15 protein-coding genes and 1 pseudogene are annotated in these 17728 nt (G+C 62.5%); 9 read left to right on the forward strand and 7 right to left on the reverse strand.

Translation table 11 applies throughout. The features are described from left to right. Window positions 1-236 (reverse strand): annotated as a pseudogene (locus Q0K09_RS07685) (carbohydrate ABC transporter permease); the annotation flags it as partial. A 23-nt stretch (window positions 237-259) separates the two neighbouring features. Next, window positions 260-1126: an ABC transporter permease subunit gene (locus Q0K09_RS07690; RefSeq protein WP_294474953.1), complete on the reverse strand. Its 867-nt coding sequence runs from the start codon at window positions 1124-1126 to the stop codon at window positions 260-262. 331 nt (window positions 1127-1457) lie between these two features. On the opposite strand from Q0K09_RS07690, the gene Q0K09_RS07695 reads away from it, so the two are divergent. From Q0K09_RS07695 to Q0K09_RS07705, 3 genes are all read left to right on the forward strand, one after another. Then, window positions 1458-2537 carry a response regulator gene (locus tag Q0K09_RS07695; protein ID WP_294474955.1) on the forward strand — a complete coding sequence of 360 codons (1080 nt, stop codon included), beginning with the start codon at window positions 1458-1460 and terminating at the stop codon, window positions 2535-2537. Continuing rightward, window positions 2534-4318: a histidine kinase gene (locus Q0K09_RS07700; protein ID WP_294474957.1), complete on the forward strand. Its 1785-nt coding sequence runs from the start codon at window positions 2534-2536 to the stop codon at window positions 4316-4318. The genes Q0K09_RS07695 and Q0K09_RS07700 overlap by 4 nt, the downstream gene beginning before the upstream one ends. Before the next feature lie 122 nt (window positions 4319-4440). Then, entirely contained in the window at window positions 4441-5799 is a 1359-nt protein-coding gene (locus Q0K09_RS07705; RefSeq protein WP_294474959.1) for an alpha-L-fucosidase, read from the forward strand. Between the two features lie 370 nt (window positions 5800-6169). On the opposite strand, the gene Q0K09_RS07710 is transcribed toward Q0K09_RS07705, so the two are convergent. Beyond that, the gene (locus Q0K09_RS07710; RefSeq protein WP_294474960.1) at window positions 6170-6904 is read right to left on the reverse strand and encodes an IS30 family transposase; all 735 of its coding nucleotides are present in this window, start codon (window positions 6902-6904) and stop codon (window positions 6170-6172) included. Between the two features lie 297 nt (window positions 6905-7201). On the opposite strand from Q0K09_RS07710, the gene Q0K09_RS07715 reads away from it, so the two are divergent. Next, a complete protein-coding gene (locus Q0K09_RS07715) occupies window positions 7202-7414 on the forward strand; it encodes a hypothetical protein (protein WP_294474962.1) in 213 nt (70 codons plus the stop codon). Window positions 7415-7569: 155 nt separating this feature from the next. Then, window positions 7570-8505, forward strand: a complete 936-nt coding sequence (locus tag Q0K09_RS07720; protein ID WP_294474964.1) for a type II CAAX endopeptidase family protein — start codon at window positions 7570-7572, stop codon at window positions 8503-8505. Window positions 8506-8522: 17 nt separating this feature from the next. Here the strand turns inward: Q0K09_RS07720 and Q0K09_RS07725 are convergent, their stop codons facing one another. Then, window positions 8523-9284, reverse strand: coding sequence for a polysaccharide deacetylase family protein (locus Q0K09_RS07725; RefSeq protein ID WP_294474966.1), 762 nt, complete (start codon window positions 9282-9284; stop codon window positions 8523-8525). Window positions 9285-9365: 81 nt separating this feature from the next. Further along, window positions 9366-10043 (reverse strand): DUF2461 domain-containing protein, encoded by a 678-nt coding sequence (locus Q0K09_RS07730; RefSeq protein WP_294474969.1) that lies wholly within the window; start codon window positions 10041-10043, stop codon window positions 9366-9368. 483 nt (window positions 10044-10526) lie between these two features. Here Q0K09_RS07730 and Q0K09_RS07735 point away from each other — a divergent pair, with 483 nt between their 5' ends. Beyond that, window positions 10527-11117, forward strand: coding sequence for a polymer-forming cytoskeletal protein (locus tag Q0K09_RS07735; protein ID WP_294474971.1), 591 nt, complete (start codon window positions 10527-10529; stop codon window positions 11115-11117). A gap of 523 nt (window positions 11118-11640) precedes the next feature. Then, the gene (locus Q0K09_RS07740) at window positions 11641-12114 is read left to right on the forward strand and encodes a hypothetical protein (RefSeq protein ID WP_294474973.1); all 474 of its coding nucleotides are present in this window, start codon (window positions 11641-11643) and stop codon (window positions 12112-12114) included. Between the two features lie 146 nt (window positions 12115-12260). On the opposite strand, the gene Q0K09_RS07745 is transcribed toward Q0K09_RS07740, so the two are convergent. Together Q0K09_RS07745 and Q0K09_RS07750 are read right to left on the reverse strand one after the other, a co-directional pair. Continuing rightward, the gene (locus Q0K09_RS07745; RefSeq protein WP_294474975.1) at window positions 12261-13181 is read right to left on the reverse strand and encodes a DUF975 family protein; all 921 of its coding nucleotides are present in this window, start codon (window positions 13179-13181) and stop codon (window positions 12261-12263) included. Then, window positions 13178-15112 carry a VanW family protein gene (locus tag Q0K09_RS07750; RefSeq protein ID WP_294474977.1) on the reverse strand — a complete coding sequence of 645 codons (1935 nt, stop codon included), beginning with the start codon at window positions 15110-15112 and terminating at the stop codon, window positions 13178-13180. Before Q0K09_RS07750 ends, Q0K09_RS07745 begins: the two co-directional genes overlap by 4 nt. Window positions 15113-15391: 279 nt before the next feature. Here Q0K09_RS07750 and Q0K09_RS07755 point away from each other — a divergent pair, with 279 nt between their 5' ends. Further along, complete coding sequence (locus Q0K09_RS07755; RefSeq protein ID WP_294474979.1) at window positions 15392-16633, forward strand: serine hydrolase domain-containing protein; 1242 nt, start codon at window positions 15392-15394, stop codon at window positions 16631-16633. Further along, the coding region (locus Q0K09_RS07760; protein WP_294474981.1) for a CapA family protein at window positions 16634-17728 on the forward strand (1095 nt) is incomplete at its 3' end. It abuts the gene before it with no gap.

Genomic DNA, 17728 nt, shown 5'->3' on the forward strand with positions numbered 1-17728 from the left:
TTGAAGAAGAATTCGTAGGCGTCCAGGCTCCACTCGCTGGGGAAGAAGCTGTAGCCGTTTTCAAAGATGCTCTGCTCACTGCTGAAGGAGACGACGACCACCAGGATCAGAGGCAGCACACAGGCCAGCGCCCACAGGAGGAATACAATGCTTAAAATGGTGTTTGCCTTTTTGGAGATACGGTTGACCGCCAGGCCTTCCTGGGATGTATCCGCCTGTTTCTGAAAGAGCTTCATCGGTGATTTCCCCTCTCGCTGACTTAGAACAGGGCGCTGTCTGGTTCCATGCGGCGCACCACCAGGTTGGCGCCCATCACAAGCAGAAAGCCCACCACGGATTGGTATAGGCTGGCTGCGGCGGCCATGCCCACGTTGCCGGTTACCTTCAGCGCACGGTACACATAGGTATCAATGACCTGGGTCGCCTGATACAGGGGGCCGGAGTCGCGGGGCAGCTGGAAGAACAGGCCGAAATCCGTGTAGAAAATACGTCCGATGGCCAGAATGGTCAGCACGATCATCATGGGCTTTAGGCAGGGCAGGGTGATCCACCTGATCTGCTGCCACTTGGTCGCGCCGTCCAGGACGGCCGCCTCATAGTAGTCGTTGGAGATGCCGGTCAGACTGCTGATGTACATAACCGTGGAGTAGCCCACGGTTTTCCAGACCTGAAAGAAGGTGAGGATGAAGGGCCACTTTCCCGGCTCGGCGTACCAGTTAACTCCCTCAAATCCAAAGTAGGCCAGCAAGTGATTGAACAGGCCGTCATCCACGCTGAAGAGGGAAAAGGCCATAAAGGAGACAACCACCCAGGACAGGAAGTACGGCGCCATGAAGATGGTCTGATAGACCTTTGCCCGCCGTTTGTTCAGCAGCTCGTTGAGGCCTATGGCCATGGCCACCGCCAGGATGAGATCGATGATGATGAACAAGGCATTGTAGCAGATGGTATTTCGGGTGATGACCCAGGCGTCGGAGGTTTGAAACAAAAACTTGAAATTGTCCAGCCACACCCAGTCGCTTCCGAAAATGCCCTTGGGCACGCTGAACCGCTTGAAGGCCAGCAGCAGGCCAGACATGGGCAGATATCGGAACAGGAACATGACGATGAGCGCGGGCAGCGCCATTATGGTAAGCGGAAGATTCTTTTTAAATGTCTTGAAAAATCCGGCTTTGCCGCGCGTTCCGCCAGCGTGCTTCGCCAGTCGTTTCATTGCCTCTCCTCCTTACAGCATGGTGCGCGGGGTTTCTCTTTGTATCCATTATAAACGCCCCTTCCAGCGCCAGCAATGATACTAATTTTAAGTGGGGTGCACTTTTTTTAGGCGGACCGCCATAGCAAACCGTAGTTTATAAAATCTTTTTTGTAAAATTTGTAGCCGCAGCGCCAAAAAGTGTGATATACTGGGAGTGGCTTTTGGAAATTGTTGTCTTCTACCGAAAGGAGCCCCCTGTTTTATGAAGATCATTCTTGTGGATGACGACTGCATGGCGCTGGACGGAATTTCCCGTATGCTCCACTGGGAGCAATTCAACGGGCAGCTTGTGGGCTGCGCCACCAACGGGGACGGAGCGGTGGCCCTGCTGGAAGCCCATCACCCGGATGTGGTCATCTCCGATATCCGAATGCCCGGCATGGACGGTCTGGAGCTGGCCCGCTATTTATATGAGCATTGCCCCAACACCCGCATGATCCTCATCAGCGGCCACGGCGAATTTGAGTATGCCCAGCGGGCCTTGCAGTATCAGGTGACCGACTATATCCTAAAGCCCATCACCCGGGCCAAGCTGAACAGCCTGGAGGAACGGCTGGCGGCCATCTGCGCCGAGCTCTCGGCGGACGTGCCCCCCTGGTATGCCTGTGACGAGACCCTGCGCAACCAGGTCAGCCAGGCCCTGCGCAAAGGAGACATGGCTGCCATAGGAGAGCTGCTCATCAGCAAGGATGTGTTCCGCTCCCTGGCGGACCGGCGGGATGTGCTGGGTATCCAGCTGCTCAACTACCTGTTTTTGTACCAGGAGGAGCTGGGCAAGGACCGGGACAGCCTGGACGCCATGCGCCAGAAGGCCATGGTGGAATACTGGAAGCTTACCACCCAGCAGGAGCGGCTGGCCTATCTGGCCACCCAGTACTACGATCTGATGGAATACGCCCAAAGCTGCAAGGGCGAATACGCAAACCCCATTGTGTCTTACTGCTTACAGGCCATCCAGAACAACTATGCCGACTCCAACTTCAACATTTCCAACCTGGCGGATACCCTGCACCTCTCCCTCTCCTATCTGAGCACCGTGTTTAAAAACGCCACCAACCAGAATATCAGCAGCTATCTTTCCGCCAAGCGGCTGGAGCGGGCCCGGGAGCTTTTGCAGGATCCCTCCATATCCATCAAAGATGTGTGCGTCTCCTCCGGCTACGACCATCCCCGCTATTTTGCCAAGTTTTTTAAAAAACACACCGGCATGACCCCCAGCGAATACCGCAACCTCTACGCCGGCCAGCCCTGTGCCGCGCCCAGCGGGGAGGAGGCCCCATGAGCATTACCAAACGCACCTTTCTCATCATCTGCTGCATCATCTCCGCCATCCTGCTCACCCTCAACGGCGCCACCTATCTGCTCTTCCGGGCCTCCATCACCCGGCAGCTCATCGCTTCACAGGAGGCCATCATTGAGGCCAATGTGCGCCTGAGCGGCATTTTTACGCAGGCGGTGGAGCAGCTGGTGTATCGATACACCAGCGATCAACAGCTGGGCGAGCTGTTGGGCCGGGAAATCGGCGCGGACGAGCTGCAGGATCTGAACACCAAGTCCGCCCTGAGCAGCCGGGTGATCTACCAGCAGAACGCAGAACCCCTGCTGCTGAACAACAGCTTCAGAGTCGAGCTGTATGTAAATCCGGCGCTGGAAGTAAGCCGGCTGTTTCTGCCTTCCAGCACCATTCCGGGGGTGAGCCGGGTATACAACGGCGCGACGGTGGAACAGGAGGACTGGTATCAGGCCGCCCTGCAGCTGCGCAGCGGACAGCACATCTTTCTCAATGAGGATCAGACCCGGCTGTGCTTCGCCTGCCGGCTGCAAAGCAGCACCTTTACCGGCGCCTATCAGAAGGACGGCATGGGCGTGTTGCTGGGCAGCCTTCCGGTAAACCAGATATCCCGCCTGCTTTCCCTGGTGCCGGTAACCAGGTACAGCGGGTTTCTTCTGCTCAACAATCAGGGCGACCAGATCTTCCGCAGCGCCAATCTGAGGGAGATATCCATTGCTGACACGCTGTTCATCCCCAATTCGGGCAGCTCTGAGCTGAATATCGGCGGACAGGAATATCTGTGCACCTCCCAAAAACTAGAGTGGGGGATCCATCTGGTGTTTTTGACCCCTTATCGGGACATTACCAGCCAGGTGTGGAGCATGATGTTCCCCTATCTGCTCTGTTCGGTGGTCTTTATGCTGTTGGGTATCCTGTTTTCGCTGATGCTTTCCGCCGGCATTTCCCGGCCGGTGGTGCAGTTCACCAAAAAGCTGGAAACCATCCGTGATACCCGCAGTGTAGAATGGAACCCCGCCGATATCAAGGGCCCGCGGGAGATCCAGCAGCTCAGCAGCAGCTTCAGCAGTCTGATTGACCGCATTAACTCGCTCATCCAGGAGCTTACCGCAAAGGAGAAGCTGCGGCGGGAGAGCGAACTGAAGGCCCTGCAGGCCCAGATTAACCCCCATTTTATGCTCAACGCCATGAATGCTGTGAACTATATGGCCCTGGCACGGGAGGAGGACGACATCGCGGCCACCGTGGACTCCATTGCCAGCCTTATGCGCTACAGCATTACCGAGCCGGACCGCATGGTGACCATGAGTACCGAACTGGAAAACATCCGGGAATATATTTCGGTGTATGTGCTCCGGTTCCAGCAAGACATCCGGCTGGAGATTCTGCCCGGACTGCATCCCGCTCAGGTGATCATTCCCAAATTTACTCTCCAGCCGCTGGTGGAAAACTCCATCCGCCATGGCATCACCCGCCAGGATCCGGGCATTACCATCCGCATCTGCGCCCGGGAGGAAAACGGACTCTTGATCGTGGAAGTGACCGATACCGGCCGGGGCGCAGACGCTGAGCTGCTGAACGCCTATCTGGACTATCAGGATGTACAGCTGCAGGTAACCCACGGCTTTGGCATCCGCAACGTAAACGAGCGGCTGATGCTGCGGTTCGGCCAGCGGGGCGGGCTGCGCTATTTCAACTACGACGGCCGGCAGCTTCTGGCCCGGCTTACCCTGCCCAGCGATTCCGGCAGCCTCTCCGCAGGCCGTTCATAGGGGCGGGCAGCCCAAAAAAGTACACCTTAAAAAAAGAATTCACCCTTTTCCATTACCGGCATTTCTTTTATAGTGAAAAAAAGCCCCGGCAGCGCCGGGTTTTGTGAAAGGAACTGTACATCATGAAAAAAGAAATTGTTGCAGCTGGTATTCATAATTACACTCCGCCGGAGGAGTACGTCCCGCCCAAATCCCACCAGGTGCGGAAGCATCTGGAGTGGTTTATGGGCCTGAAGCTGGGCTTTATGATACACTGGGCGCCCGGCTGTCAGCTGGGCACCTATGAGAGCTGGCCCCTGAGCGACGGTGATGCCGCCTGGAGCCAGGAGGACTTCACCTGGGCGCCTGCCGAGGTGTGTAAGCAGCAGTACTGGGACGCCAACAAAACCTTCAATCCGGTCAAGTTCCGAGCGGATGCCTGGGCTGAGCTGGCCAGCGAGTGTGGCTTTAAATATCTTTTGTTCACCACCAAGCACCATGACGGCTTCTGCATGTACGACACCAAGACCACCGACTACAAGATTACCGGCCCGGACTGCCCCTTCCACACCCATCCGGATGCGGATGTGGTGGGCGCACTTTACCGGGAGTTCAGGCGCAGAGGCCTGGCCATCTCCACCTATTTTTCCAAACCGGACTGGCACAGCCCCTATTACTGGGCGCCCCAGTTCGGCAGCGCCCCCACCCGCAATGTAAACTACAATGTGGAGGAGCACCCCGAGCTGTGGGAGCAATATGTGCAGTTCACCCATGAACAAATCCGGGAGCTGTGTACCAACTACGGGACAATCGACGTGCTCTGGCTGGACGGCGGCTGGGTGCGGCCGGACAATATGGGGCAGGATATTTGCCTGGGCCAGATCGTGGAGGAGCTCCGCGCCACCACGCAGCCCCAGATGATTGTGTGCGAGCGCACCTGTGGCGGCGAATATGAGAACTTCATCACCCCGGAAAAAACCGTGCCGGATACTGCCCTCACCGTGCCCTGGGAAACCTGCACCACGGTGGGGCAGAAATTCTCCTTCCACTATACCGACACCTTCAAGAGTGGCCGCCAGCTGGTACACCTGCTGCTGGATGTTGTGAGCAAGGGCGGCAACCTGGCTCTGAACATTGCGCCCCAGCCGGATGGCCTGATCCCCGCGCCCGCCGAGCGCTCCCTGCGGGAAATGGGCGCCTGGCTCAAGCTGTTCGGCCAGGGGATCTACAGCACCCGCATCTGCGCACCCTATTTTGAGCCGCGCCTGTTCTACACCCGCACCGACGGGTGCGCCTATGCCTTCTATGCCTATGACGAGGTGCCCGCGCTTCCGGACAAGCTGACTCTCCGCCTGCCCCAGCCGGTGGCTTCCACACGCTGTATGCGCACCGGCCAGACCTTGCGGTTCCGCCAGGGTGACGGCGAGATAACCCTTGATCTGGAGTGTCTGCCCATGGGAGGGGCCTTCTATGCGGAAGGCTTTGAGCTGATATTTGCCTGAACCATACAAGAGTTTTCCTAGGGCTTGTTTGAAAATTGGCGATGTGTCCGGCAGCGAGGGATTTTGGGCCGCTGGCAAGCAATTTTTTCGCAGGAATCCTGGCGGATTTCAAGGAAAAATTGCGCTGTCCAGGGGGCAAAAGACCCGCTGATTGGGCATGTTGCCATTTTTCAAACAAGCCCTAAAAAAGGCCCCTGACGTCGCACTCTCTCCAAAACCAAGGCTTGCAAGTTTTTAAGCATTCGTTCTCCGCACGCAATCGCTGCACCCCGGCAAGCAGATCTTCTTCCTGTATCTGCCTTATAACCATTTCGCAAATTGCAATAACAAGTTGAACACGCCCAGGCAGCAGGGACCGCAAGGCCGGTAGTCAGACCGCAAAAACGGACGCCAAAAACGCCTCAGAGAGTTCCTCAGGGGTGCGGCAGCCGAGCTTACGGCGTGGCCGTCCATTGAGTTCATCAGCGGCGGAGCGGACATCTTCCTCACTGTACTGCGCAATAGACACGCCTTTGGGAAAGAACGCTCGAAACAGGCCATTGTGCCGCTCGTTCTGTGCGCTCTCCCACGAGGTGCAGGGGTGCGCGAAGAACACCTGTGTACTCCATTCCTCCACCTTCGCGGAGTCAGCAAATTCACCACCGTTGTCCACAGTAATGGTCTGAAAGACCCTGGAGAGGTTGTCCCCAAACTCAGCCCGGAGGGCCCACATGGCCTCCATGACGGCCTGACTGGTCCTGTTACGGATACGGAGAGGAAGGCAGTTCTCCGTCTTTTTCTCCAGCAGGGTGAGGATGACGGCCTCCTTGCCGCTGCGTTTGCCAACCACCGCGTCCCCCTCCCAATGGCCTTCTTCTATGCGCAGGCCGGCCACTGAGGGGCGGTCTGAAATGCTCCGGCCATACTTTTTCTTGTGCGCATGGGGCTTAGACTTGGAAACCTTGCGGCGCAAGGCATCCGGCAGATCCATCACCTTGAGGGGGAGCAGGTTGGCCCACACCCAGTTGTAGAGGGTACGAGAGCAAACCATTTCGGACGGCTCAAATAGGCGGTGCAATTTGGCGTAGCCGCAGCAGGCGTCCAAAGACCACTTGTGCTCCCTCATTTAGCGGATGACCCAACTGATAAACCAGGCGCAGTGCTGGACTTTTTTGTGGCGGCGGCAAGCTTCTCTGTTGGCCTTGTAGACTGCCTCCCCACGCTTTTCAGAGTAACCGGGCGCTCTGCCCTTTCCGATCTTTCTGGGCGGGGTACCTCGCTTCAGCTCGTTCCTAGGGCTTGTTTGAAAAATAAAAGTTGCACAAAAGGAGCAAATATGCGAAACTAAATGGGACTTGTGTATGTTAGCATAAGCACGAAACAACTCCAATTCCGGGCACAAAACCATACAGGAGGGAACCAAGTGACCATAGAAGAGACCAGACAGGCTGCTGAGGAAGGCAGTGTGGAGGCCATGAACGCCTTGGGCGATTACTATTTCGGCCAGGAGCAGTTTGATGAGGCATTTTTATGGTTTGACCGGTCAGCGAAGACCGGCGACACCTATGGCATCGTGATGGCCGCCCATGTTGGCAGGCGGAGAGTCCTGCGGGAGACATTCTCCGACCTCAAATAGATACGCCCCTTCAGAGGGATCAAAAATCGGGAGTTCCCGGCTTTGGCTGGGCTCCCGATTTTTGTCTGGTCATGCCGGACGTTTTCTGCTATAATGGCGGTTGTATTTTGTACCCAGGCGCAAAGAATCGCATTTTGACCGTGGAGGTGAGGCCCGTGGACGAGCTGCGGGACTATTTTCTGGGGAGCCGGGCCCGGCACTACCGGCAGACCTTCTCCCGGGTGGGCTGGGCCCTGACCCTGATGCTGCTTCTGACCCTGGCCGGGCAGATTCTGCTGCAAATCCTGACGGCCTGGTTTGCCCCGGGGCTCCTCTCCCGAGTGGACGTGCTCTATCTGATCTCCGGCTTTTCCACCTACTGCATCGCGGCCCCGGGGGCACTGCTGGTGCTCAGCACCCTGCCGGCGCCCCCCAGGGAGGGCCCGCCCCGGCCCCTGACGGCCCTCCAGGCCGTACAGCTCTGGCTGCTGTGCGTGGGGAGCAGCTATCTGCTGAATTTTCTCACCCAGTGGGTGATGGACTGGGTTTCCCGGGCCCAAAATGTCTCCTTCACCGACCCCGTGGACCAGCTCGGCTCGCTGAGCCTGTGGGTCAGCCTGCCCCTGACCTGCCTCCTGGGCCCCCTGGTGGAGGAGCTGTGCTTCCGGCGGGCGCTGCTGGAGCGCCTGCGGCCCTGGGGAGACGGCTTCGCCCTGTGCGCCTCGGCCCTCCTCTTCGCCCTCTTCCACGGGAACCTTTTTCAGAGTCTCTACACCCTGTCCATCGGCCTCCTCCTGGGGGGCGTCGCCCTCTACACCGGGCAGCTCCGGTGGGCGGTGGGCCTCCACGCCGCCTTCAATTTCCTCTCCGCGGGCCTCGCCCCCCTGGCCGTCGCCCTGGGTTCGGTGGGGGATCTGGCCTTTACGGCGCTGGTGATCCTCTCCATGGCCTGGACCCTCCACTGGCTGGTGTACCGGGGGGAGGCCCTGGCCAAGGCCGCCAGGGCCCTCCGCTGGGGGGATGGGGAGACCTGGGGCCACTTCCTGGTAAACCCCGGCATGACGGTCTTTCTCCTGGCCATCCTGGCCCTGACCTGGTACAACCTGCATTGAGCGGGCCCGCCCCGGCCTCAGGGGTAGGCCTGAGAGTAGGTCTCCCCCGGCTCCAGGGCGATGTGCCGGGCGGCAAAGAGCTCCTCCACCGTGACGAAGAGGTAGCCCTGGGCATGGAGCCGGTCCACGATCTCCAGGGCGGCCTCGACGCTGGCGGGGAAGATGTCGTGCATGAGGATAATGGCCCCGTCCCGGGCCTGGGAGACCACATGCTCCACCTCCCGGGGGGCGTTCTGGTCCCCCCAGTCCTCCGGGTCGATGGACCAGAGGATGATGGGACAGCCGGCGTTGATCCGGGCGGCCTCGTCGGTGAGGCCGTAGGGGGGCCGGAGCAGAAAGCCGTTGTGGCCCAGCAGGCCGGTGAGCAGGGTCCGGGTGGCCTCCACCTGGGCGTCAAAGTCGGCCTTGGACAGCCCCGTGAGCTGTACATGGTCGAAGGTGTGGATGCCGATCTGGTGCCCCTCGGCGTCCATGCGGAGGATCAGGTCCTCGTTGTTTTCGATTTGGGCCCCGATGAGGAAGAAGGTGGCCCGTACCCCCCGCTGAGCCAGGCCGTCCAGCAGGGCGGTGGTGGTGGACCGCCGGGGGCCGTCGTCAAAGGTGAGGGCGATGAGCTTCTGCCCGGCGGCCTCATCCTGGACCTGGGCCTGGGCGTCCGCTGCCTGCGCCGGGGCGGTTTGGGCCAGGGCAGCCCCCAGCCAGGGGGCCACCCCCCAGGAGAAGAGCCACAAAGCCGCCAGGACCCCCCAGGGCCTCAGCACCTCTCTGCGCTGCAACATAAAAACCGCCCGCCTTTCCACTGTCTCTCAGGCAGTAGTATCTCCGGCGGGCGCTTTTTTCTCTGTGTCAATTTTTACAATTTAGGTATCTCTAGGGTCCGGGTCCCCCTCCAGCAGGAGGAAATAGCGGTAGAAGGGCGCCAGGGCCCGGAAGCCCGCCGCCAGCTCCTCCGCCAGTTCCGGGGAGAAGAGCAGGGCGTCGTGGGAGCGGTCACAGCACAGGGAGAGGGAACGGGCGTTATACCAGTCGTAGAGCAGGGGCCCCGGATCTCCCTTGGGCCGTTTGTAGGGCTGGGCCTCCAGATGGAAGCGGTCCTGCCGGGCAAACTTCCGGACCAGCCGGGAAAAGGGCTTGGGATCGGCGTCCAGCCGGGCCCGGAGCTTGGCCATCATCACCGGCGGGGCCTGGTAGCAGCCCAGACCATAGCTGTAGCCCTCTGGCTCCAGCTCGAACCAGAACACCGGGCGGACCGTCCAGTCCTCCGAGGGCCGCTCCAGGGTGAACCAGAGCCGGTCTTTGTAGGGACCACGGCCGTGGAGCCGCCGGGCGTCCCGGTAGATGCGCGTCACCCGCCGGATGAGTTCCAGGTCGGGAAATGCCCCGTCCAGTGCCTCCCAGACCTCCTGGCTGAGGGCCTGCATGGGGCGGTAAAGGCGCTGGAGGTAGACCTCCTTGTGAGCCTCAAACCAGCTTTTTTCGTTGTTGAAGCGGATGCCCCACAGAAAGTCGATGGTCTCCTGGGAAAATCCCTGAAACATGGCTTCATTCCTCCGTTCGGCGTGTCTTGATAGTATACCACAAAACGGCCCGGCGCGAAACGACAAATTTCCACGATGGCGGCGTGGATGGAACGGGCTGCAATACAGGCCGGCCTGGCGAAACCTCCGTCAATCGGCGAGATGGGGATGGTCAAATGAGGAATTTCGGTTGCATCCGCTTCCTCCGGCATGTATAATAATGTCTACCACATAAACCGCAAAGCGGTTTATGTGCGCGGCACAGCCGCACAATGCGTCCTCCTGCGGCGGCATGGATATGCCGCCGCAGGAGGTGCAGGGGTTTTGGGCTGTTTCAGCGCAAAACCCCTGCACCTGAACAAAGCCAATGGGCCTTAGAAGCTTTCGCTTTCAAGGCTTGCGGCTTTGTTCCGTACGCATTATAATTAAAAAAGCGGCATGGTGGATCGGCCGTCGCCGCTCTTCCGGCACAGATCCCCCTTCAGAAGTACGGGGCCACAGATCATGGAGGTGAAAGAAGTGAGCTTTTTCAAGACATTTAAGGGGCCGGCATCTGAACTGGAGACCGAGGAAAAAGACGAGGATTATGAGAGTGAGGGTGAGTCAATGGGCGCAATCCAGGAACCGGCGGTGCAGCGGGCTGCGCTGCCTGCGCAGGCAAAAACAGACACGATCATCAGCAAAGGAACCGTCATCATCGGTACATTAAAGGGGGAAGGCGCGGTAAAAATTGAGGGGAAGGTAGAAGGGGAGATTATCTTAAACGGCACCATTACCGTTGCGTCTTCCGGCATCATCAAAGGCCCTGTCGCGGCGAACGTTCTTCGGGTGTTTGGGAATATCGAGGGCAATGTGACAGCCAGAGAACGCCTCTGCCTGGAAAAAGACGGATATATCCAGGGCGATGTGGAAACGTCCGCGCTCATTGTCGAAGATGGCGGACAACTCAACGGGCGGATCGCCATGCTGGAGACGCCGAAAAAAACAGCCTCAAACGACGCGCTTTCCGAGCTCCAATTCGGGAAGAATTACACGGTCGGGCTGGAGGAGTCCGAGCAGGAGGGGGCGGGAGCCGCCGCTTCCAGGGACAGCTGACCGCAGAGGCGGCGCCGCGCAAAGCGCGTCCGCTGGTCAAAGCTGGAATTTCGCAGAATCAGGAATCCGCAAATCAGTCTGTCCATCTGCCAGTACTCTGCCAAGTTAGAAATTGCAGATTGGATTTCGAGCGGAATTTTCGCAGAACAAGGCAGAGGACGCAGGTGGGCTGACGCCCACCAGGGACGATAACGAAGGGATGCGGAAATCCGCCGGAAGACAACTGCAAGTTTCTGACTTGGTGGAGTACTAGGGCTTGTTTGAAAATTGGCGATGTGTCCAGCAGCGAGGGATTTTGGGCCTCTGGCAAGCAATTTTTTCGCAGGAATCCTGGCGGATTTCAAGGAAAAATTGCGCCGTCCAGGGGGCAAAAGCCCCGCTGATTGGGCATGTTGACATGTTTCAAATAAGCCCTAGACGCAAACCGCAGGCTCTGACCGGATGGCGCACAAGCACGCCGCTGCAAAACCGCCCGGCACGAAACGACAAATTTCCGCATAGGATAGGGGCGGAGGGATACAGCATGGACTACTGTGCGCTTTCATATCACCGGCCGGAGCCCCTGGTCTGTCAGGGGGAGGTCCGGGCGCGGCTGGACGCCTGGGACGGGCGCCGCCGCCTGCTGGGGGATCTGGTCTTCCAGGCCCCGGCGGTGCTCCAATTTGTGGAGGTGGAGGCCGTCCGCCGGAGCTGGCTGGGCCGGGACCAGGCCCTGTACGCGGTGACGGTGTGCAACCGCTCCTCCCTGCCCCTGGACCGGGTGACGGTCACCGGGGCGGGAGCGGTCCTGACAGGGACGGTGCGGCTCAACGGCCTCCCCCAGCCGGAGGCCGACCCCGCTCTTGGGGTGGAGATCCCCGGTCTGGACGCCGGGGCGGAGGCGGTGGTCACCTGGCAGGGGCCCCTTCCCAATGAGGGAGGGGGGGAGCCCCCTGTGACGGCGGCCTACGAATACCGCTTCGGCGGCGACACCCTGCGGGGAGAGGTCCGGGCCTGAACCCCGGAAACGGAGCGCCCCCGCCCGGCCTTTGGCCGGGCGGGGGCCAGTTGCTTTCCCCTGGGCCGTCTGGAGACCAAAAGCGGGAAACCGCCGGCTTGGGAGGCGCGGCGGTTTCCCGGATGGGACGGCTGTGGGGATTTCTCTCAGGTCTCCTGGGTCTGGAGGGAGCGCAGGAAGAGGTAAATGCTCAGCACCGAGTAGGGGTAGGCGTAGAGCAGGGGGACGCTGTAGAGGAACTGGGCGGCCAGATACCAGGGCAGGAAGGAGAGGTTGAGCAGGAAGAACTCCATCCGCCGCCCCTGGGCGAGCCGGAAGCCCTGGACCAGGGCGGCCCGGACGGTGCGCTCCGGGGAGGCCGCCAGAAGGTACCGGGCGGGCAGGAGGACGGTGTAACAGCCGTAGGCCGCCGCCATTCCCAGGAGCGACAGGACGGTTGAGAGGAGCATCAGGCTCTCCCCGCCGGGCAGGGCGGTTCCCGCCGCCAGGCAGAGGAAGCCCGGGGCGGCGCACAGCAGTGTGGTGAGCAGCCGCCAGAGGGCCAGCGCCGCCTGGACCCCCAGGGCCTTCCTGGTGAGGCGCAGGTCGGCGTACCAGCCGAAGAGGCTGCCGGGCCGCTGGGGCCGGCCCTCCAGCACCCACCGGAGCTGGGCCAGGACGCCGTACTCCAGGGGGGCGGTGACCACCAGGGCGGCGGCGTTCACCGCGGCCATGCGCAGAAGCTGCTGCCAGGCCAGGGGGAGGACCATCACGGCGCCCATGGGCTCATACCGCAGGGTGAGGAGCACGCCGCCCCAGCCCCCCAGGTCCTGTAGGCCCATGGTGGTCATCAGGCTGCTCATCAGCTCCGGCCCGGCCAGCCACAGCCCGGTGTCCAGGGGGAGCTGCCGCACGTCCAGAAAGGCGTAAAAGAGGGCCCCGCCGCTGTAGGCGGTAAAGAACTGAGCCGCCAGGGAAACGCACAGCAGCAGAAAGGCGCAGAGCAGGCAGGGCCGGCGGTAGAGGAAAAAGGTCTGCCGGGCCTGGAGCTTCAGCGCCCGGCGGCACTGGGCGGCGGTGTTCCTCACAGCACGCCCTCCCCGCCGGCAATGGGGATGCCGTTGTCAGGGACGGCGGGGGGCGTGGCCGCAGGCAGCACCGGAGGCCCGGCGGGGGTCTCCACCGGCGGCGCGGAGGCCGCCGGCGGAGTGGCTGCAGGGATGCTCTCCGAGGGCGCGGGGGCGGTGCTGGCCGGCGCACTCTCCGAGGGCGCGGGGGACGGGGAGGCCGGGGCGCTCTCTGACGGCGCGGGGGACGGGGAGGCCGGGGCGCTCTCCGACGGCGCGGGGGATGGGGAGGCGGGGGTGGTCTGCGCCGGGGCCGCAGGCGTTTCGGCGGGCAGCTGGCTTCCGCCCCCGGAGAGGCCGTACTGGGCGGCGTCGGCGGGGCTCACCGCGATGATCTGGTTGCGCATTTTATAGGTATTCTTGGACTCCAGGGTGGAGCTCACCAGGTTGCCCTCTCCGTCGTAGATGTTGCGGTAGGCCTCCACCACCCGTCCGGTGTAGGGGGTCTGAAGCACCCGGGTCTGGCCGGCGGACAGGGAGGAATCCACCTGGTACTCCGTGCTCCAGGGGGTGGAGGAGAGCTGCCGGTTGGTCATCTCCACATGGAGGTCGTCGGTCTTGGTGCCGTAGATCCGCACGGTGAGGTAGCTGTCTCCGTAGACGGTCTCCAGCCGGATGGGGTAGGGGGTGTTGTTTCGGAATTGGAAGTCCAGACTGCCGTACCACACGGTGGCGTCCATGCCGTCGGGGACATAGCCCACGGCGTAGGTATGGTTGTGCCGCTCCACGATTTCCATGTTGGCGTTGAGGGCGGCGTAGTAGATCACCGAGGAGGTATTGCAGATGCCCCCGCCGATCTGGTCCACCGACTGCCCGCCCACATAGGCCGGCGCGGGGAGGTAGCCCTTGTCGGCGGTGCGGCTGCCGGTGGTGTTGTTGTAGGAGAAGACCTCCCCAGGCAGCAGCACGATGCCGTCGCACGCCGAGGCGGAGAGCTGCACGTTGCTCTTCCGGGCGGAGGATCCGCTGACGCCGGCGCCCGCCTCCCCCAGCACATCCTGGAAGAGGACGGCCTGAAGGTCTTCCGTGGTGACGGAGGGCTGGGTGACCGACAGGGGCACGGAGACGGTGCTGCCCCAGGCGGCCCCCTCCAGGGCGCCCTGGGCGTCGGAGACGCTGAAGTCCAGGCCGGTGACGCTGGGGATGACCTCAGAGGTCTCCTTATCCAGGGAGGCGTCCTGGGCCTCGGTGTAGACCTGGCTGCGGACCGCCTCCAGGTCCACGGGGCTGGGGTCTGTGGTCTCGGCGCTCAGCTCCAGGGGGGTGCTGTCCCCGGAGGAGAAGCGGTCCAGGATGGCCTGCTTGACGTCCCCCAGGTCAAAGGCCCGGCCCGGGGCGCCCATATGGAAGAGGAGCTGATCCCCGGAGACCTCCCAGGTGGTCTCCTGGACCCTCCCCCCCAGCTCGGACTCAATCTGGGCCAGGAGGCCGTCCACCTGCCGCTCTCCCTCCTCGGTAAAGATGTAGGGGACCTCCACCTCATTGCCCACCACCAGGGCGGAGAGGACCTGCCAGCCCCGGGTCAGAAACCCGCCCTGCCCCAGATCCAGGGCGTTCTGGGCGGCGGCGGCGGTGTCGGGGACCACCGCGCTGCCGGGGACGGTATAGGCGCCGGACACCCCCGGCACGGTGAGGGTGACGCTCTGGCCCTGGCCCAGGCCGGCCGCTTCCAGGCGAATCTGGGCCTCGGCCTGGGTGAGGCCGCTGAGGTCCACCCCCGCCGCCGTGGTCCGGGGCAGGGCGGCGGCCCGGCTCCCCCCGTAGACGCACAGGGCCAGATAGGCGGCGCACAGGACCGCCGCCACAGCGAGCAGGGCGATCAGGCCGCGCTTGGCCGGATGCGGCGCGGGAGCCGTCTGGGCCACCCGTCTTCCTGTTTTGTTTTGTTCCATGGCCTTAGCCTCCAAGCTCAACACAGGCCGGGGCCTGCGAAAATACATGTTATATTATACGGACTCCCGGCGCAAAATGCAAGGGACCCGCAGGCCAAAATCAGGGGCAGGGCGGCGGCTGGACGTGTTTTTGTCAAATATGCCAAAATATCCAAACTATCCCATTCCGGCGGAGCCCGGCGCCATGACGGGGCGCGGTTGGCGCCAGTCTGAAATTGCGTGCAAACTGTCGATTTTTGTGTTAAAATAGGGAAAACAAGAGAGCGAGGAGGATTTCCCTTGAAGCGATGTGTGTTTGTTCTGTTTCTGGTCCTGCTGCTGGCGGGGTGCGCCCCGGCACAGTCCGTCCAGGCGGTGGCCCCTCCGCCGGAGAGCGCCGTCCCCGCGCCGACGCCCAACCCCACGCCGGAACCCACGCCTACCCCCAAGCCGCCCCTGACGGAGGAAGAACTGTCCGCCTTTGTGTCGGCGGCGGCGGAGCGCTACGGGGCGGTGAGCGTCCAGGCGGCGGTGATTGAGGACGGGACTGTCTCCGCCCAGGCCGCCTGGGGCTGGGCCACGCTCAACAGCGACCCCATGACCACGGAACACAAGCTCCGCGCCGCCTCCCTGACCAAGGTAGTGGTGGGCATGTGCGCCATGCTGCTGGCCGAGGATGGCGCTGTGGCCCTGGACGCGCCCATTGGAACCTGGTGGAACACCGCCTCCGTCAACCCCTGGTACCCGGACAGCCCGGTGACCATCGACACCCTGCTCACCCACACCTCGTCCCTGGCCGCCACGGACAGCCTTTCCGCCCGCACCTACTCCGGGGCGCGCAGCCGCATCGGCGGCAGCGGCTACCGTGCGGTGGAGCCCGGCGACCCCGCCGGGTGGGCCTACAACAACTACGGCTTCGCCGTGCTGGGCATGACTCTGGAGCTGGCGGCGGACGCCTCCCTGGACTCCGTGCTGGGGGAGGGCCTGCTGGAGCCCCTGGGCATCGACGCCGCCTTTGAGGGGGGCAGTGTGAAAAACACCGACCTGCTGGCCACCCTCTACTACTACGGCGGCTCCCTGGCCCGCTCCACCGCCGAACAGAGGGGCTACACCCTGGACTACGCCCCCGGCCACAAGGGCAACTTCTTCGACGGGGGCTTCACATGCAGCGCCGGCGACCTGGCCAAGCTGGTGGCCGTGCTGGCAAACGACGGGACCTATGGGGGACAGGCCCTGCTGTCCCCGGAGTCGGTGGCCTGGATGGAGACGCCCCTAGACACCCCCGTATCCAACGGCTCCTCCACCTTCTACCAGTGCCGCCCCCTGCGCTACCAGGAGGCGCTGTACGGCCGGGACGGGCTGTACTATCACACCGGCTCGGCCTACGGCCAGTACGCCCTGCTCTCTTACGATCCGGACACCGGCGACGGGGTGGTGGTGCTCACCTCCGGGGCCAGCGGGGCGGTGGACGAGCACGGCATCTATGCCGTCTGCGGTGAAATCGCCCAGGCGGTCTATACCGCTGTTAAGGAGGAGATTTGAGTGAATCGGAAGCTGACTGCCCTCATCCTGGCCCTGGCCCTGCTGGCCGGGTGCACCCCTGCCGGTCTGACGGAGACGGCCGCCCCCACGCCAGCCGTGGAGGCCACCCCGACGCCCACGCCAACCCCGACGCCGGAGCCCACGGTGGCCACCCTGGCGGTGTGCGGCGACGTGATGAGCCACATGCCCGTCACCAACGACGCCTGGGAGGAGGAACAGGGGGCCTACGACTACGGCCCCATCTTTGCCCAGGCCGCGCCCTACCTCCAGGCGGCGGACTACGCCGTGGCCAACCTGGAGACCACCCTGTCAGAGACGGGGCCCTACTCCGGCTACCCCATGTTCAAATCCCCCGCCGCCCTGGCCGGCAGCCTGGCGGGGGCTGGCTTCGACCTGGTGCTCACCGCCAACAACCACTGCCTGGACCGGGGCTATGACGGCCTGGTGTCCACTCTGGACGCCTTGGACGGCGCGGGGCTGGCCCATGTGGGCACCTACCGCTCGGCGGAGGAGCGGGAGGCCGGGCGCATCCATGTGGCCGATGTGGGCGGCATTTCGGTGGCCTTTCTGGGGTACACCTACGGCACCAACGGCATCCCCGTCCCCCAGGGGCGGGAATACGCCGTCAGCCTGTTCAACACCGACTACATGACCACCCTCTCCACCCCGGACACGGAGCGGCTGGAGGAGGATCTGGCCGCCGCCCGGGCCCTGGACACGGATCTCATCGCCGTGCTGATCCACTGGGGGGTGGAGTACCGGACCACGCAGAACGCCTATCAGGAGGAGCTGGCCGACCTGCTCATCGCAAACGGCGCGGACCTGGTGCTGGGGGGCCACCCCCATGTGCTCCAGCCCATTGAGACCCGCACTGCGGCGGGGTGGGACGGGGAGGCCCGCACCGGCTTTGTGTCCTACTCCCTGGGAAACTTCATCTCCTCCCAGGTTGACCCCCTCACCGACACCACGGCGGTGCTCACCGTGGAACTGACCAGGGACAACGTCACCGGGGAGGCATCCGTCACCGGCTGGGACTATGTGCCCATGCTGATGGTGCGCCGGGACGGGACGGAGCGGGTGTTCACCCTCACCGAC

It is taken from the genome of uncultured Intestinimonas sp. (assembly GCF_944387725.1).
Lineage (GTDB): Bacteria > Bacillota > Clostridia > Oscillospirales > Oscillospiraceae > Intestinimonas.

Bases quoted from the DNA above. Each gene is read 5' to 3' on its own strand.
- Q0K09_RS07690 (WP_294474953.1), bottom strand. From the start codon at position 1,126: ATGGCGCTGCCCGCGCTCATCGTCATGTTCCTGTTCCGATATCTGCCC.
- Q0K09_RS07695 (WP_294474955.1), top strand. From the start codon at position 1,458: ATGAAGATCATTCTTGTGGATGACGACTGCATGGCGCTGGACGGAATT.
- Q0K09_RS07700 (WP_294474957.1), top strand. From the start codon at position 2,534: ATGAGCATTACCAAACGCACCTTTCTCATCATCTGCTGCATCATCTCC.
- Q0K09_RS07705 (WP_294474959.1), top strand. From the start codon at position 4,441: ATGAAAAAAGAAATTGTTGCAGCTGGTATTCATAATTACACTCCGCCG.
- Q0K09_RS07710 (WP_294474960.1), bottom strand. From the start codon at position 6,904: ATGAGGGAGCACAAGTGGTCTTTGGACGCCTGCTGCGGCTACGCCAAA.
- Q0K09_RS07725 (WP_294474966.1), bottom strand. From the start codon at position 9,284: ATGTTGCAGCGCAGAGAGGTGCTGAGGCCCTGGGGGGTCCTGGCGGCT.
- Q0K09_RS07730 (WP_294474969.1), bottom strand. From the start codon at position 10,043: ATGTTTCAGGGATTTTCCCAGGAGACCATCGACTTTCTGTGGGGCATC.
- Q0K09_RS07735 (WP_294474971.1), top strand. From the start codon at position 10,527: ATGGAGGTGAAAGAAGTGAGCTTTTTCAAGACATTTAAGGGGCCGGCA.
- Q0K09_RS07740 (WP_294474973.1), top strand. From the start codon at position 11,641: ATGGACTACTGTGCGCTTTCATATCACCGGCCGGAGCCCCTGGTCTGT.
- Q0K09_RS07750 (WP_294474977.1), bottom strand. From the start codon at position 15,112: ATGGAACAAAACAAAACAGGAAGACGGGTGGCCCAGACGGCTCCCGCG.